We start from the raw sequence: 13,298 nt of genomic DNA on the forward strand, positions 1-13,298 counted from the left end.
CGGGCCCGTACCCGCGTGCCGCGCCGTTGCGGGGGCCAGCCCCCGACCCCCCGCTCCTCAAACGCCGGAGGGGCTGGATTTTGGCCGGCGTCCCGCCCCACGTGCGGGCGCGCTGCCTGCCGGCGTCCAGGTACGGGCCGCCCCGCCCAACCCCAGCCCCTCCGGCGTTGGCCGGCCGACCTCAGCCCCTCCGGCGTTTGAGGAGCGGGGGTCCGGGGGCCGGCCCCCGGCAACGGTGCCGCACCGGAACGCGGACAGGGGGTCGCGGGGGGTGTAACCCCCCTGTGACGGGGGGCCCGGGGGTGTAACCCCCGGGCAATGCCCATGGGTGACGGGCCGTCACGTGGCGGGCCTACCGTCCGGCGGTATGACCGACACCGTCGCCCCCGCCCCCGCGGCGCAGCCACCCCGCAGGGAGTACGCCAAGCTCGCAGCCGACGAGAGCCGCGAGGACTACTCGCTCAGGTACGCGCCCCACTCCTTCCGCCGCTGGAGCCCCGGCACCGTCGCCGGCACCGCCCTCGGCGGCATCGCCTACCTCGCCGACTTCGCCATCGGCGCCTCCATCGTCTTCGCCTACGGCTTCACCAGCGGGGCAGCCGCGATCCTGGCGGCCGCCGCCGTCATCTTCGTGACCGGCATCCCGATCGCCCGCGCGTGTGCCACGTACGGCCTGGACATGGACCTGGTCACCCGGGGCGCGGGCTTCGGGTACTTCGGCTCCACCCTGACCTCCCTCATCTACGCCTCCTTCACCTTCATCTTCTTCGCGCTCGAAGGCTCGATCATGGCCCAGGCCATGCACCAGGCCGTCGGACTGCCGCTGGAGATCGGGTACCTGGTCACCACGCTCATCGTCATCCCGATCGTCTTCAAGGGGATGGGCGCCCTGGCCAAGGTGCAGGCCTGGACCCAGCCGATCTGGCTGATCGGGCTGGTCCTGCCCTTCCTCGTGCTCGCCTTCGAGGCCCCCGACGCCTGGGGTGCCTTCGCGCACTTCGGCGGGACGGAGGGGGCCGGCTCCGGCTTCTCCTGGATCGGCTTCGGCTTCGGCACCGGCATCGCGCTCTCGCTCATCGCGCAGATCGGGGAGCAGGCCGACTACCTGCGGTTCATGCCGGCCAAGACTCCGGCCAACCGCCGCCGCTGGAACCTCGCCGTGCTCGCCGCAGGCCCCGGCTGGGTGATCATCGGCGCCGCCAAGCAGCTCGGCGGGGCCTTCCTCGCCTTCGTCGCCCTGGAGGCCGTCGGCAAGACCCACGCGCTGGAGCCGATCGCCCCGCAGCTGGAGGCGCTGCGCCCCTGGCTCGGCGGCCTCGCGCTGCCCGTGGCCGCCGTGTTCGTCATCGTGTCCCAGATCAAGATCAACGTCACCAACGCCTACAGCGGCTCGCTGTCCTGGTCGAACTTCTTCTCCCGGGTCACCCACCGCCACCCCGGCCGCGTCTGGTACATCTTCCTCAACCTCGGCATCGCGCTGACGCTGATGGAGCTCAACATGTTCGCGATGCTCGGCAAGCTGCTGGGCTTCTACTCCAACGTCGGCATCGCCTGGATCGTCGCCGTCGCCGCCGATCTCGTGATCAACAAGCGGCTCGGGCTCAGCCCGCCGTACATCGAGTTCAAGCGGGCCTACCTCTACTCGGTCAACCCGGCCGGTTTCGGTGCGATGGTGATCGCCTCCACCGTTTCGATCCTCGCCTTCTTCGGCCTTTTCGGGACATACGCCGAGGCCTTCTCCACCTTCATCGCGGCCGGACTCGCGCTCGTCCTCTGCCCGTTGATCGCCTGGGCGACGAAGGGGAAGTACTACCTGGCCAGGCCGAACACGGTCAACGGCCCGGACGTGGCCGTCTCGGACGTCACCGCCACCCACCTCTGCTCCGTCTGCGAGTCCGCGTACGAGCTCCCGGACATCGCCGACTGCCCCGTCGTCTCCGGCGCGATCTGCTCGCTCTGTTGTTCCCTCGACGCGACCTGCGGGGACGTCTGCCGCACGACGGGCCCCGGGGGCCCGGTGATCCTGCCGCTGCCGACCGTGCGCGGGCTCTGAACCGGCGCGCACGGCCCGCTCGTACGCATGGCCGGATGCGTACGCCTGCGAGGTACCTCTTCGTGAAAAACCGTATCCGCTGAGTAAAGGTCGGGCGTAGGCTCGGGCATATGCGCAATGCGGTTTCCCGGGCAGGTACGTCGGCGGAGGGTGAAACGCGATGAACGACAGCGGTGCCCTGCTCCCGTGGCTGGTCATACGTGAGGACGACAACGGCAACCGCTACCGGGTGGGCCGGTACTCCACCCGGGCCGAGGCCCAGAAGGTCGCCGACAGCCTCGAGAGCAGAGGGCACAAACAGCTCTACTGGATCGAGCGGCTCGGCCAGGACAGCACCGCCGGCCGGACCGGAACGAGGAACTGAGCAGCGGGGGCGGCGACGCACCCGCCACCGCCGCTGCCATAGGCTCCGCCCATGACTGTACGAGTGGTCGTGGGCGGAGCCCTTTGTCATGAGGGGCGCCTGCTGGCCGCCCGCCGGAGCGCGCCCCCGGAGCTGGCCGGGCGCTGGGAGCTGCCGGGCGGGAAGGCCGAGCCCGGCGAGTCCGTGCCCGAGGCGCTCGTGCGCGAGCTGCGCGAGGAGCTCGGGGTGGAGACCGAGGCGCTGGAGCGGATCCCGGGGGAGTGGCCGCTGAAGCCCGGCCTGGTGCTGCACGTGTGGACGGCCCGGCTGCTCTCGGGTGATCCGCTCCCGCTGGAGGACCACGACGAGCTGCGCTGGCTGGGTCCCGGGGAGCTGGACTCGGTGGACTGGCTCGACCAGGACCGCCCGGCCGTCGCCGAGGCGGGCCGCCGGCTCAGCGGGGGCGCGTGACGCGCACGCGCTAGGCCGTCTGCGCCACAGTGCGCCGGTCCGTGGGGGACCGAGTGGTACGACGCCGCGAATATCGGGTATGTCGCTATTAATCCCTATCTCGTACTTGTCCCCCGTGGTTCTGTCCCTGTCGAACCGGACTGGGGTCGCCAGCCGGCCCGGGAAGTGATCGGCGTGATCGACACAGACGGTGAATGCGCCGAATGGGCCTTTCCCGCCGAACCGGGTGCCGTCCGCACCGCCCGCCACGCGGTGCGCGGCACCCTCCGCGAATGGGGTCTCGACGCCGTCGGCGACGTCACCGTGCTGCTGGTCAGCGAGCTGGTCACCAATTCCCTGCGGTACGCCTCCGGTCCCATCGGGGTCCGTCTCGTACGGCGCAATCCAGCCGCCGCCGACGCCCCGTCGGGTCCGGCGCTTCTCGTGGAGGTTTCGGATCCGCTTCCGGATCCACCCCGCGAACGGGTCGCCCAGCCCGACGACGAGGGGGGTCGCGGACTCCACCTGGTGGCCGTCTCGGCACAGCGCTGGGGGACCCGGCACGGGAAGTCGGGCAAGACCGTGTGGTTCGAATTGGCTCTTCCTGGTGAGTAACAAGGTGAGGGGCAGTCGACGATCACAGGGCTTGGCTGGAAAACAACGGGATCTTTTTGTGATCGCGAAGGCCGTGTCGTAGAGCGCCGTGGTGCTGAATACTTCGGTCATGGCCGGTCCGGTTGCGGTGAGCTGGAGGGGACGGTCGCGTGAGCGAGATACCTGTACAGGCACATCAGGCCCGTGTGCCCGGGGGAGCGTCGGGGGAGACCTGGCGCGACTCCCTGTGGCACAGCAGCCCGCCTGGCTCGATATATGACTACATAAAGGTCGCTTCCTTCTCGATCGGACCCGACGGGCTGATCGACCAGTGGAGTCTGCGCGCCGAGGAACTCTTCGGGCTGACCGCGGCCGAGGCCGTCGGCCGTGACCCCGTCGACGCCTTCATGCCCCCGGAGCTGCGCGCCGGCGCGCACCGCCGGGTCGCCGAGATTCTCGACGGCAAGGAATGGACCGGCCTGATCCCCTTCCGGATCCCCGGCGGCGATGGTGCGCACGGGGTGGCTGAGATCTATGTGATGCCGACCCAGACCGAAACCGCCGAGCGGGCTGCGCTCTGCGTCGTGGTCGACGTACGCGCCCTGCGCCGGATCGAATCCGATCTGGCCGCCTCGCAGGCGATATTCGGCCAATCTCCCTTCGGCTTCCTGCTCTTCGGCACCGACCTCACCGTGCAGCGAGCCAACCGCCGCTTCGCGACCGTCTTCGGCGGCGCCGCCGAGGAGCACCGCGGCCGCACCGTCCACGACTACCTGCCCGCGCACGAGGCCGACCGGATGGCCGACGCACTGCGCAGGTGTCTGGAAACCGGCGACTCCGTCAACGACCTCCAGATCACCGGCGCCGCCCCCGGCAGCCGGGACAACCGCCACTGGTCCATCAACCTCTACCGGGTCCACGGCGGCACCGGCCGCCCCATCGGGGTCGCCGGCATCGGCATCGACGTGACCCGCCGCCACCTCGCCGCCCGCGAGGCCGCCGGGGTCCGGCGCAACCTGGCCCTGCTCAACGAGGCCGGACACCGCATCGGCAACTCCCTCGACCTGGAGACCACCGCCCGCGAGCTCCTCGACGTCACCGTCCCCGGCTTCTGCGACCTGGCCGCCGTGGACCTCTACCAGGGGCTGCTGCTCGGCGACGACGACCGCCCGGCCCGCCCGCAGGGCCCGGGCGTGCCCAGCCTCCCCGGCCACGGGCCGGGCCGCGCGCCCTCGGCGCCGCTGCGGCGCGTCGCCTTCTCCTCGGCCGTGTCCGACGCGCCGCTGTCGGGTCCGGGCGCGCTGGTCTCCGTAGGGGAGGTGCACCGGTACCCGGCCGGCTCGCCGGGGGCCTTCGCCCTGCGCACGGCGCGGCCCCGGCTGGTGGAGGGCGGCGGCTCCGAGTCGGGGGAGCTCGTACAGTCCACGCTCGTCGTCCCGCTGGTCGCCCACGACACCGTGGTCGGGCTCGCGCAGTTCTCCCGCACCAAGGGCAGCGAGCCCTTCGGCGAACGCGACCGGGCCGTCGCGGTGGAGCTCGCCGCGCGCGCCGCGGTCTGCATCGACAACGCCCGGCTCTACCGGCGCGAGCACGAGCGCGCGCTGATCCTCCAGCGCAGCCTGCTGCCCCCCGGCGACCCGGAGGCCGCCGGACTCGACATCGCCTGCCGCTACCTGCCGGGCAACGCCGCCACCGAGGTCGGCGGCGACTGGTTCGACGTCATCGAGCTGCCGGGGCACCGTACGGCCCTGGTCGTCGGCGACGTCATGGGCCGCGGACTGCGGGCCGCCGTGGCCATGGGTGAACTGCGCACCGCCGTACGGACCCTCGCGCTGCTCGACCTGGAACCGGCCGAGGTGCTGACCGCGCTGGACGAGATCGCCCGGGGCCTCGGCGCCCCCGGCGGCTCCCAGCAGGCCTCCCGGGCCGCGCTCTCGCGGGACGCCGACCGCTCCGAGGTCTACCTCGCGACCTGCGTCTACGCCGTCTACGACCCGGTCACCCGGCGCTGCACCATCGCCAACGCCGGCCACATGCCGCCGGTCCTGGTGGAGCCGGTGGAGGAGGGCGCCGAGCCGCGCCCCGGACTGCTGCTGGAGATCCCCACGGGGATGCCGCTGGGCGTGGGCGGCGAACCCTTCGAGGAGGTCGAGGTCGAGCTCCCCGAAGGCGCGCTCCTCGCGCTCTACACCGACGGGCTGGTCGAATCCCGGACCCACCCGCTGGAGGAGGGCCTACGGGGCCTGCGGGACGCGCTGGCCGACCCGGCGCGCCCCCTGGAGGAGGTCTGCGACCACGTCCTGAACACGCTGGACACCCGGCACGGCGAGGACGACATCGCGCTGCTGATGGCCCGGGTCCAGGGCCTCCCGGTGGACGCGGTCGGCGACTGGCAGCTCCCGCGCGAGGCCCGCTCGGTGGGCCGGGCCCGCGAACTGGCCCGGGCGAAGCTGCCCGCGTGGGGCCTGGAGGGACTGCTCGACACCACGGAACTCCTGGTGAGCGAGCTCGTCACGAACGCCCTGCGGTACGGCGAGGGCGAGATCAGGCTGCGCCTCCTGCTGGACCGGACCCTCGTCTGCGAGGTCTGGGACGCCAACCTGGTCCAGCCCCGCCGGCGCCGGGCGCGGGACACCGACGAGGGCGGCCGCGGGCTCCAGCTGGTCGGCCTGCTCTCCGCGGGCTGGGGCACCCGCCGCACCCACCGGGGCAAGACGGTCTGGTTCGAACTCCCGCTCCCGGGCGCGGTGGCGGAATCGGTGACGGAACTGTCGGCGGAGCAACTGCTGAGCATGTACGGATGAGCACGGGCAAGTGGCTCTGGACCGCGCTGTGGCGGTACGTCGTGACCGCTGTCGCCGGCGTGGGTGCCCTGGCGGCGGTGCTGGGCGCCACGGAAGGGCTCACCGACGGGGTGTTCTCGCTGGGCATGCGGGTGGTGCTGGTCGCGGTGCCGCTGCTGACGGTCGCGACCATGGCCGCGGTCCTCCCGCTGGCCGGCCGCCGGCACGAGCCGCCGAGCGGCGGCCCCCTGCGCATCCGGGGCGGCTGGATGGTGGTGCTTGCGCTGGTCCCGGCGCTGCCGCTGCTCCTGATCGCCCCGCACCTGTTCCTGATCCTGCTGGCCACCCAGCTCGTCTACGCGACCTGTGTGCTGCCCTGCGAGGACGCCCGCGCCACGGAGGCCGTCCTGCGCTCGCTCGCCGACCCGGAGGTCCCGGCGGAGCAACGGGCCGGGATCGCGCGGGCGGTCGGCACGCTCCGCACCAGGCCCGTCGTCGAATCCTTGATGGGCGCCGCCGTGGACCGGGACCCGGAGGTCGCCGAGGCCGCGCTGGAGAGCCTCTACGGGATCTGGCGGCGGGACGGGGTCGTCGGCGAGGACCTGGTGCTGAGGCTTCCCGAACAGGGCCGCGCGCAGGTCCGGGCCCTCGGGGTCAGGGTCCGCAGCCCCTGGTGAGAACCGGGCGCGGGCCGCCCCGGAGGGCGGCCCGCGATGCCGTGCCGGACCGTCAGGCCGCCTGGCCGGCCTTCAGGGCGGCCAGCCGGGCCTCGATCTCCGAGGTCTTGCCGAGGTCGTCCAGGGACTCGAACTGCGCGTCCAGCGAGGAGGCGGCCAGCTCCTGCTTGCCGAGGGCCATGGCCTCCTCGCGGCGGACCTTCTCCTCGAAGCGGTTGATGTCGCTGGTCGGGTCCAGCACGTCGATGTTCTTGACCGCGTCCATCATCGTGTTCTGGGCCTGCGCGGTCTTGGCCCGCGAGACCAGCTCGTCGCGCTTCGCCATCAGCTCCGTCAGCTTGGTCTTCATCGAGTCCAGGCCGGCCTTCAGCTTGTCGACCACCTCGGTCTGGGCGGCGATCGTCGGCGCGGCCGTCTTCGCCTCCTTCTCCGACTGCATCTGGCGGCCGAGCGCGACCTTCGCGAGGTTGTCGAACTTGTCGGCGTCGGCGGCCGATCCGGCCGCGCGCAGCTCGTCGGCCTTCTTGCTCGCCGCGAGGGCCTTGCCGCCCCACTCCTCGGCCGCGTCCACGTCCTCCTTGTGGTCCGCCTCCAGCATCCGCAGATTGCCGATGGTGGTGGCGACGGCCTGCTCCGCCTCGGAGATGTTGTTCGTGTAGTCGCGGATGAGCTGGTCCAGCATCTTCTGCGGGTCCTCCGCCTGGTCCAGCAGGGAGTTGATGTTGGCCTTGGCGAGCTGGGTGACGCGGCCGAGGATGCTCTGCTTGCTCATGTGCGGTGTCTCCTTGGGGAGGTGGGGTGTGTGACGTGGAGTGAGGAGGGGTGCCGTGGTTCAGAAGCGGCCGCCGCCGCCCATGCGGCCGCGCGTGCCGCCGCCGCCGAAGGAGCCGGGACCGCGTCCGCCGCCGCCCCCGAAGCCGCCCCCGCCGCCTCCGCCGAAGCCGCCTCCGAAGCCGCCCCCGCCGCGGCCGCCGCCCAGGATCTCGCCGAGGATGATCCCGCCGAGCACCGCGCCGCCCATGCCGCCGCCCTGCTGCCGGCCGCCACCGCCGTACGGGTTCTGGTAGCCCCGTACGTCCTGTTCGGCCAGCTGCTGCGCCTGGCGCGCCAGCGAGTCCGCCTGCTGCGCCTCGGCGAGCGCGCCCGCCGGGTCCGAGCCCGCCAGGGACGTGGACCGCTCCAGGTGGCGCTGGGCCTCCGCCAGCCGGGTGCGGGCCTGGCTGCCGATCGCGCCCCGGCTGGTGGTGATGTAGTCGGTGGCCGCGCCGATCGCGCTCCGGGCCGTGAGCAGGGCCTGGTCGAGCAGGGCCGCGGCCCGCTGCCGCCCCGACTCCCGCTCGCGGGCCCCGGCCAGCGCCTCGTCGAGGGCCGTGTCCGCCTCCTCCACCCGGCGCAGCGCGTCCAGCGGGTCGTACCGGCCGGCCTCCTGCTCCTGGCGTACGTCGGCCAGTACGGCCTCCGCCCGGCTGATCCGGCCGCGCAGATCGGCGGTCGAGGTGCCCTCGGCGGTGCCGGTCAGCAGCCCGCGCGCGTCGGCGAGGTCGGTGTCCGTCTCGTTCAGCGCGCCGGGTAGTTTCCCGGCGGCCTCCGCCAGCTCCTGCGCGCGCCGCTCCACCGCGTCGACGAGGGTGGCCGCCTGGTCCACGGCGCCCTCGGCGGCCCGGACGTGCACGGCGGCCTTGCCGTTGTCACCGGAGTCGATCGCGGCCCGCGCCTCGCCGAGGCTGGTCGTCGCGAACAGCAGCCGGTCCTTGGCCTGTTCGGCGTTGGAGGCCACCGGCGCCGCCGCCGAGTCCGCGTACTGGCGGCCGAGCGCCGTGAGGGTCGCCTCCGCCGTGGTGGTCCGGCCCGTCAGGGCGCGGAAGTGGGCCTCCACGGTCGCGAGCGCCTGCGGGGCGTTCTTCTCCAGGTCCCGCAGCCGGTCGAAGTCCTCCGACTCGGCGTCCAGCCGCCGGCTCGCCTCCGTACAGCGGGCTACGATCTCGTCGAGCATCCGGCGGCGGGTGGCGTCGTCCTCCGGGTACGCGTCGTCGAGCTGCTGGCGCAGCCGGAAGGCGGCCGTCAGCTCGCCCTTCCCGAACTCCACCGCCTGCGTGAAGGACGCCACCGCCTCCTCGCCGAACTGGGCGGTGGCGAAGCCGAGTTCCTCGGTGCTGGTGCGGATCGCGTCGTCGGTCTCCACGAGCAGGGCCTTGGCCTTGGCGTCCAGCTCGGGCAGGGCGAGCGGGGCGGGGCCCGGCCCGGACCAGCCGGTGGTCTTCGATCCGCTGCCGCCGCCCGCCTGCCTGCGCTTGCGGCGGGTGTACGCGTACGCCCCGAGGGCGCCGGCCGCGCCGACCGCGACCACCGGGAGGACGAAGTCCCCGGCGCCGCTCTCGCCGCCGGCCGTGGCGCCACCCGGGTCGGCCTCACCGGGGACGACGGCCGGTACCGGCACGGGCTGTCCGCCCAGGACCGCGTCGTAGCCGTTGGCCGCGCCGATCGCGGCGCCGGCCCAGTCGTTCTGCCGGAGGGCCGGCTCGATGGCGGTCTGCGCGACCGCCGCGAGCTGCTCCTTGGTGAATCCGGAGTCGGCATCGGCCGAATAGGCGTACTGCCGGGCTCCGGTGGCAATGGCCAGCAGGACGTCGTTCTGGCCGAGGCCGTTCTTCTGGGCGGTGGCGTCGGCCCAGCTCTGCGCGGAGCGGTCGGAGAAGTCGCGCACGTACGCGACGAACAGCTGGACCTTCCGGTCGGCGTACAGCTTGTCCAGCGCGGCCGTGACCTCGGGCCTGCGGTCGCCGAGGGCGCCCACCCGGTCGGTGATCTGCCCCTGCTGCGACAGGGTGACGGGCTCGTCGGCCCGGGCCGACGGGGCGTCGGCGGTGCCCCAGCCGGTCAGCGCGAGCAGCGCGGCGGCGAGGGCGAGGCCGGTCCGGACGGGTATCCCGGCGGTGGTGCGTCCCTGACGTCTCTTCGTCCTGCTTCTCGGCGGAGTCACATTTGGGAGGGTATGGGCGGTTCCGTGGCCCCGCACCTGGAACCCGCCCTGCGTCCGTTCCCCCGGGACCCGGCCCGGATCCCGAAGCCGGCCCGGACCTCACGGCAGGGCGTACGCCGTGAGGTCCGGGCGGGAGAGGACCAGGTGGTCGCCGACCAGAACGGTGTCGGCGGCCGCCAGGGGCGGGTGGTTCCAGCGGCGGCGGGGCTTGCCCGAGGACGGGTCCAGGACCGCCACGAAGGGCTCCGCCGAGCGGGCCAGCAGCCCCCGGCGGTTGCCGTGCGGGACCTGGACGTACAGGCCGCCGGGGCGCAGCCCCAGCAGTTCGAGCCCGCACCCCTCCTCGCCGCACCGCGCCACCTCCCGCCGCCAGCGCGCCGCACCCGTCCGCTCGTCGAACGCGAGGACCTGGTCCCAGCCCTCGTGGTGCGCCGCCACGTACACCGTGCCGCCTTCGATCAGCAGCCGCTCCGTCGCGAGGCCCACCGGGACCTGCCACATCATCCGGCCCGATTCCTGCTCCAGGGCCAGCAGGTGGGTCCCGAGGTGGAGGTGGACGATGCTCCCGCGGCCGGTCGGCCGCGGGATGTGGACCGCGTACGTGGCGTCGGAGTCCTCCCTCCACAGCTCCCGGCCGGTCGGCAGGTCCAGGGCCTGGAGCCGCATGCCGTCCGCGAGGAGCAGGCAGTCGCCCACCGCGGAGGCCACGCGCATCCCGGGGACGGGAAGGGCGTGCCGCCACAGGACCTCGCCCGTCGACGCACGCAGCACGGTGAGGTCCCCCGGCGCGCCGTGCACCAGCAACGGCCCGGCGCTGCGCATCGGCCCGGACTCGGGCACGTCCTGCCACCAGCGCACCCGCCCGTCCCGAGGCTCCCGCGCCAGCAGCCGCGCCCCCGGTTCGCCGTCGCGCCGCACCTCGACGTAGACCGTGGCGGCGTCCGCCGCGCAGGACACCAGCACCCGCCCGGCCCCCGGCAGCGGCGGCGCGGCCGCACCCTCGTCGGCGCAGGCCGTCCAGCGGGTCGTGCCCGTGTCGGCCCGTACGCAGCCCACCTCGGGCCCCGACCGCCACACCACGTGGGCACCGGCCGCGTACAGGGCGTCCGGGCGGGCGCCCGTGTACCAGGCGCGGCCCCCGGCCGGCACCCCGGTGCCCGTGCGGACAGCGGGCTCCGGGCCGCCCAGCACCGCCGTCCCGGGCGGCGGCGGGCTCCCGGCATCGGCCGCGGCCTCCGCCGTCCAGGGCGTCCGGTCCGCCGCAACGCACTCCCGCGCGATGCGGGCCAGCTCGCGAGCACGCTCCACCGGATCGGACAGGTCGCGTGCCCGGCCCGCGCGCTCCCGCGCCGCCGCCGGGGCCAGCGGCGGCAGCGCCCCCCGCTCGACGAGGGACCGCGCCGAGGACAGCGAGGACAGGGCGTGGTCGGCCTTCTCGTCGGCGGCCTCCTGCGGCCGGCCGCGCAGCAGCCCGGCGGCCTGGTTCCGCAGCCGCTCCGCCGCTGCGAACCGGCCCTGCTCGGCCTGGTGCCCGGACTCCTCGCGCAGCCAGGCCGCCCGCTCCTCCAGGAACCGGGGCAGTTCCTCCTCCGCCTGCTCCAGCGCCCGGGCCCCGCCGGCCGCGTCCCCGGCCCCGGCCAGGTCCCGCGCGACCTGGCACAGGGCCAGCAGCCGGCCCCCGGCGGAGCCGATGCGCTCGCTGAGCCGCATGGCCGCCGGGAGATCGTGCGGGGCGACGGCCAGCACCATGTCGTAGGTGGCGGCCCCGCGCAGCCCGGCGTCCTGGATCAGCGCCAACTGCAGCTCCGCCTCGGCGGGATCGGCCGCCCGGGCGGCCGTCTCGATGCGGGCGCGGAGCCGGTTGTCCGCCGGGCTGTCCGCGAAGTGGTGCGCGGCGATGCCGGCGGCCTGCTCGGGGGCCACCTTCGCGAGCTCCTCCGCCACCGCGCGCAGCGGGCCCGCCCGGTTGGATCCGAACACCGTGAACAGCGCCTGCTGCGCGTCGGTCAGCAGCCGCCGGGCCCGCGCCGGGGCGTGCGCGGAGGTGTCCCTGGCCAGCCCGGTCAGCAGCCGGGCGGTCCGTGCCCCGTCGCCTCCTCCGCCGTGCCACGCCGCGACCTCGGCGTCGCGGAGCAACCGCCCCGCCAGCCCCGCGTCGAACCGGGCGGCGGCGCCGGCGGCCCCGGCCAGCACCTCGATCCGGGCCTCGTGCCCGGGGGGCAGGGCGTGGAGCTCGTCCTCGGCCTCCAGCAGCAAGTCCCGCACGAAGTCCCGCACCCCACCGGGCACGCCCCCGGATCCCGCCCCGCCGCCCGGCCCGCCCCCGGGAACCGTCCCCGCCCCGTCCCCGGAGGCGGGCCCGAACACGCCACCGGGCTCGTACCCACCGCCAGGCGCGTACCCACCGGCAGCCCCGCTCCCGACCCCGCTCCCGTCCCCGTCTCCGGCAGCCGGTATGCCGGCGGCTCCCGTGCCGGCCCCGCCCGTCCCGCCGCGGCCGGCAGCACCCTCCCGCGTCCCACCCCCGGCCAGGGGCACCGCCAGCAGCGCCCGCAGCTGCGCGGCCACCGCCTCCGCCGACTCCGGCCGGTCCGCCGGGGTCTTCTCCAGGAGCTGCCGCACCAACCGCTCCACCTCCGGAGGAACCGGCGCGCCCGCCTCCCGGAGCGGGATCGGCGGATCCTCGATGTGCCGGCGCATCAGCACGTAGGGGACCTCCGCCTCCCCGAAGGGCGGCTCCCCGCTCAGCAGCGCGTACAGCACGCACCCCAGCGCGTACAGATCGCACCGGGCGTCCACCCGCTCGCCCCGCCACTGCTCGGGGGCCATGTACGGCGGGCTGCCGAAGATCCGGCCGGTGACCGTCCAGCCGGCGGTGGCGTCCGAGGAGTGCGCGATGCCGAAGTCGCAGATCTTGAGCCGCCCGGCGGGCAGCAGGAAGAGGTTGGCCGGCTTCAAGTCCCGGTGGATCACCGAGCGTTCGTGCGCCGCGGCCAGCGCCTCCGCGGCCTGGGCGGCCAGCTCCAGCGCCTGCGGCACCGGCAGCCCGCCCGGCACCCGGGACAGGGTGGTGCGCAGGTCCTCGCCCGCCAGCAGCTCCATCACGATGAAGAGCTGCCCCTCCTCCTGGCCCACGTCGTGCACGACGGTGATCCCGGGATGCTGCAGCCGCGCCCCGATGGTGGCCTCGCGCCGGAAGCGGGCGACCGCTTCCTCGGCCATGGCCGTCTCCAGGAGCACCTTCACGGCGACGGACCGGTCCAGGGCCGTGTCGTGCGCCCGCCACACCTCGCCGAAGCCGCCCTTGCCGAGCCGCTGTTCGAGGCGGTACCGCCCCGCCAGCTGATCCCCCACCCGCACCGCGAAAGCCCCCTGACATCACGTCAATGACGTTGATACAGGGGGCATTCTGTACTGC

Annotated in this window: 9 protein-coding genes; 6 read left to right on the forward strand and 3 right to left on the reverse strand. The window is 74.3% G+C overall.

Annotated elements, in window-relative coordinates; genetic code table 11:
- Positions 1-367: 367 nt before the first annotated feature.
- From NLX94_RS13145 to NLX94_RS13170, 6 genes are all read left to right on the forward strand, one after another.
- On the forward strand, positions 368-2,053 hold the full coding sequence (locus NLX94_RS13145; protein ID WP_254382853.1) for a cytosine permease: 1,686 nt from the start codon (positions 368-370) through the stop codon (positions 2,051-2,053).
- Positions 2,054-2,213: 160 nt separating this feature from the next.
- On the forward strand, positions 2,214-2,417 hold the full coding sequence (locus NLX94_RS13150) for an SPOR domain-containing protein (protein ID WP_254382854.1): 204 nt from the start codon (positions 2,214-2,216) through the stop codon (positions 2,415-2,417).
- 51 nt (positions 2,418-2,468) lie between these two features.
- Positions 2,469-2,867, forward strand: coding sequence for a (deoxy)nucleoside triphosphate pyrophosphohydrolase (locus NLX94_RS13155; protein WP_254382855.1), 399 nt, complete (start codon positions 2,469-2,471; stop codon positions 2,865-2,867).
- Between the two features lie 165 nt (positions 2,868-3,032).
- Positions 3,033-3,461, forward strand: a complete 429-nt coding sequence (locus NLX94_RS13160; protein ID WP_254382856.1) for an ATP-binding protein — start codon at positions 3,033-3,035, stop codon at positions 3,459-3,461.
- A gap of 185 nt (positions 3,462-3,646) precedes the next feature.
- Positions 3,647-6,244, forward strand: coding sequence for a SpoIIE family protein phosphatase (locus tag NLX94_RS13165; protein ID WP_254382924.1), 2,598 nt, complete (start codon positions 3,647-3,649; stop codon positions 6,242-6,244).
- Entirely contained in the window at positions 6,241-6,900 is a 660-nt protein-coding gene (locus NLX94_RS13170) for a hypothetical protein (protein WP_254382857.1), read from the forward strand. The genes NLX94_RS13165 and NLX94_RS13170 overlap by 4 nt, the downstream gene beginning before the upstream one ends.
- 52 nt (positions 6,901-6,952) lie before the next feature.
- Here the strand turns inward: NLX94_RS13170 and NLX94_RS13175 are convergent, their stop codons facing one another.
- The 3 genes from NLX94_RS13175 to NLX94_RS13185 form a co-directional block, all read right to left on the reverse strand.
- Positions 6,953-7,672 (reverse strand): PspA/IM30 family protein, encoded by a 720-nt coding sequence (locus NLX94_RS13175; RefSeq protein WP_254382858.1) that lies wholly within the window; start codon positions 7,670-7,672, stop codon positions 6,953-6,955.
- 60 nt (positions 7,673-7,732) lie between these two features.
- A complete protein-coding gene (locus NLX94_RS13180) occupies positions 7,733-9,790 on the reverse strand; it encodes a TPM domain-containing protein (RefSeq protein WP_254382925.1) in 2,058 nt (685 codons plus the stop codon).
- Between the two features lie 189 nt (positions 9,791-9,979).
- Positions 9,980-13,240: a serine/threonine-protein kinase gene (locus NLX94_RS13185; protein ID WP_254382859.1), complete on the reverse strand. Its 3,261-nt coding sequence runs from the start codon at positions 13,238-13,240 to the stop codon at positions 9,980-9,982.
- Between the last annotated feature and the right edge of the window lie 58 nt (positions 13,241-13,298).

This window comes from Streptomyces sp. TBY4, from assembly GCF_024213195.1.
Taxonomy (GTDB): Bacteria; Actinomycetota; Actinomycetes; order Streptomycetales; family Streptomycetaceae; genus Streptomyces.

What these genes read in the sequence shown, in the direction of transcription:
- NLX94_RS13175 (WP_254382858.1), bottom strand. Translation starts at nt 7,672, where the DNA reads ATGAGCAAGCAGAGCATCCTCGGCCGCGTCACCCAGCTCGCCAAGGCC.
- NLX94_RS13150 (WP_254382854.1), top strand. Translation starts at nt 2,214, where the DNA reads ATGAACGACAGCGGTGCCCTGCTCCCGTGGCTGGTCATACGTGAGGAC.
- NLX94_RS13145 (WP_254382853.1), top strand. Translation starts at nt 368, where the DNA reads ATGACCGACACCGTCGCCCCCGCCCCCGCGGCGCAGCCACCCCGCAGG.
- NLX94_RS13155 (WP_254382855.1), top strand. Translation starts at nt 2,469, where the DNA reads ATGACTGTACGAGTGGTCGTGGGCGGAGCCCTTTGTCATGAGGGGCGC.
- NLX94_RS13170 (WP_254382857.1), top strand. Translation starts at nt 6,241, where the DNA reads ATGAGCACGGGCAAGTGGCTCTGGACCGCGCTGTGGCGGTACGTCGTG.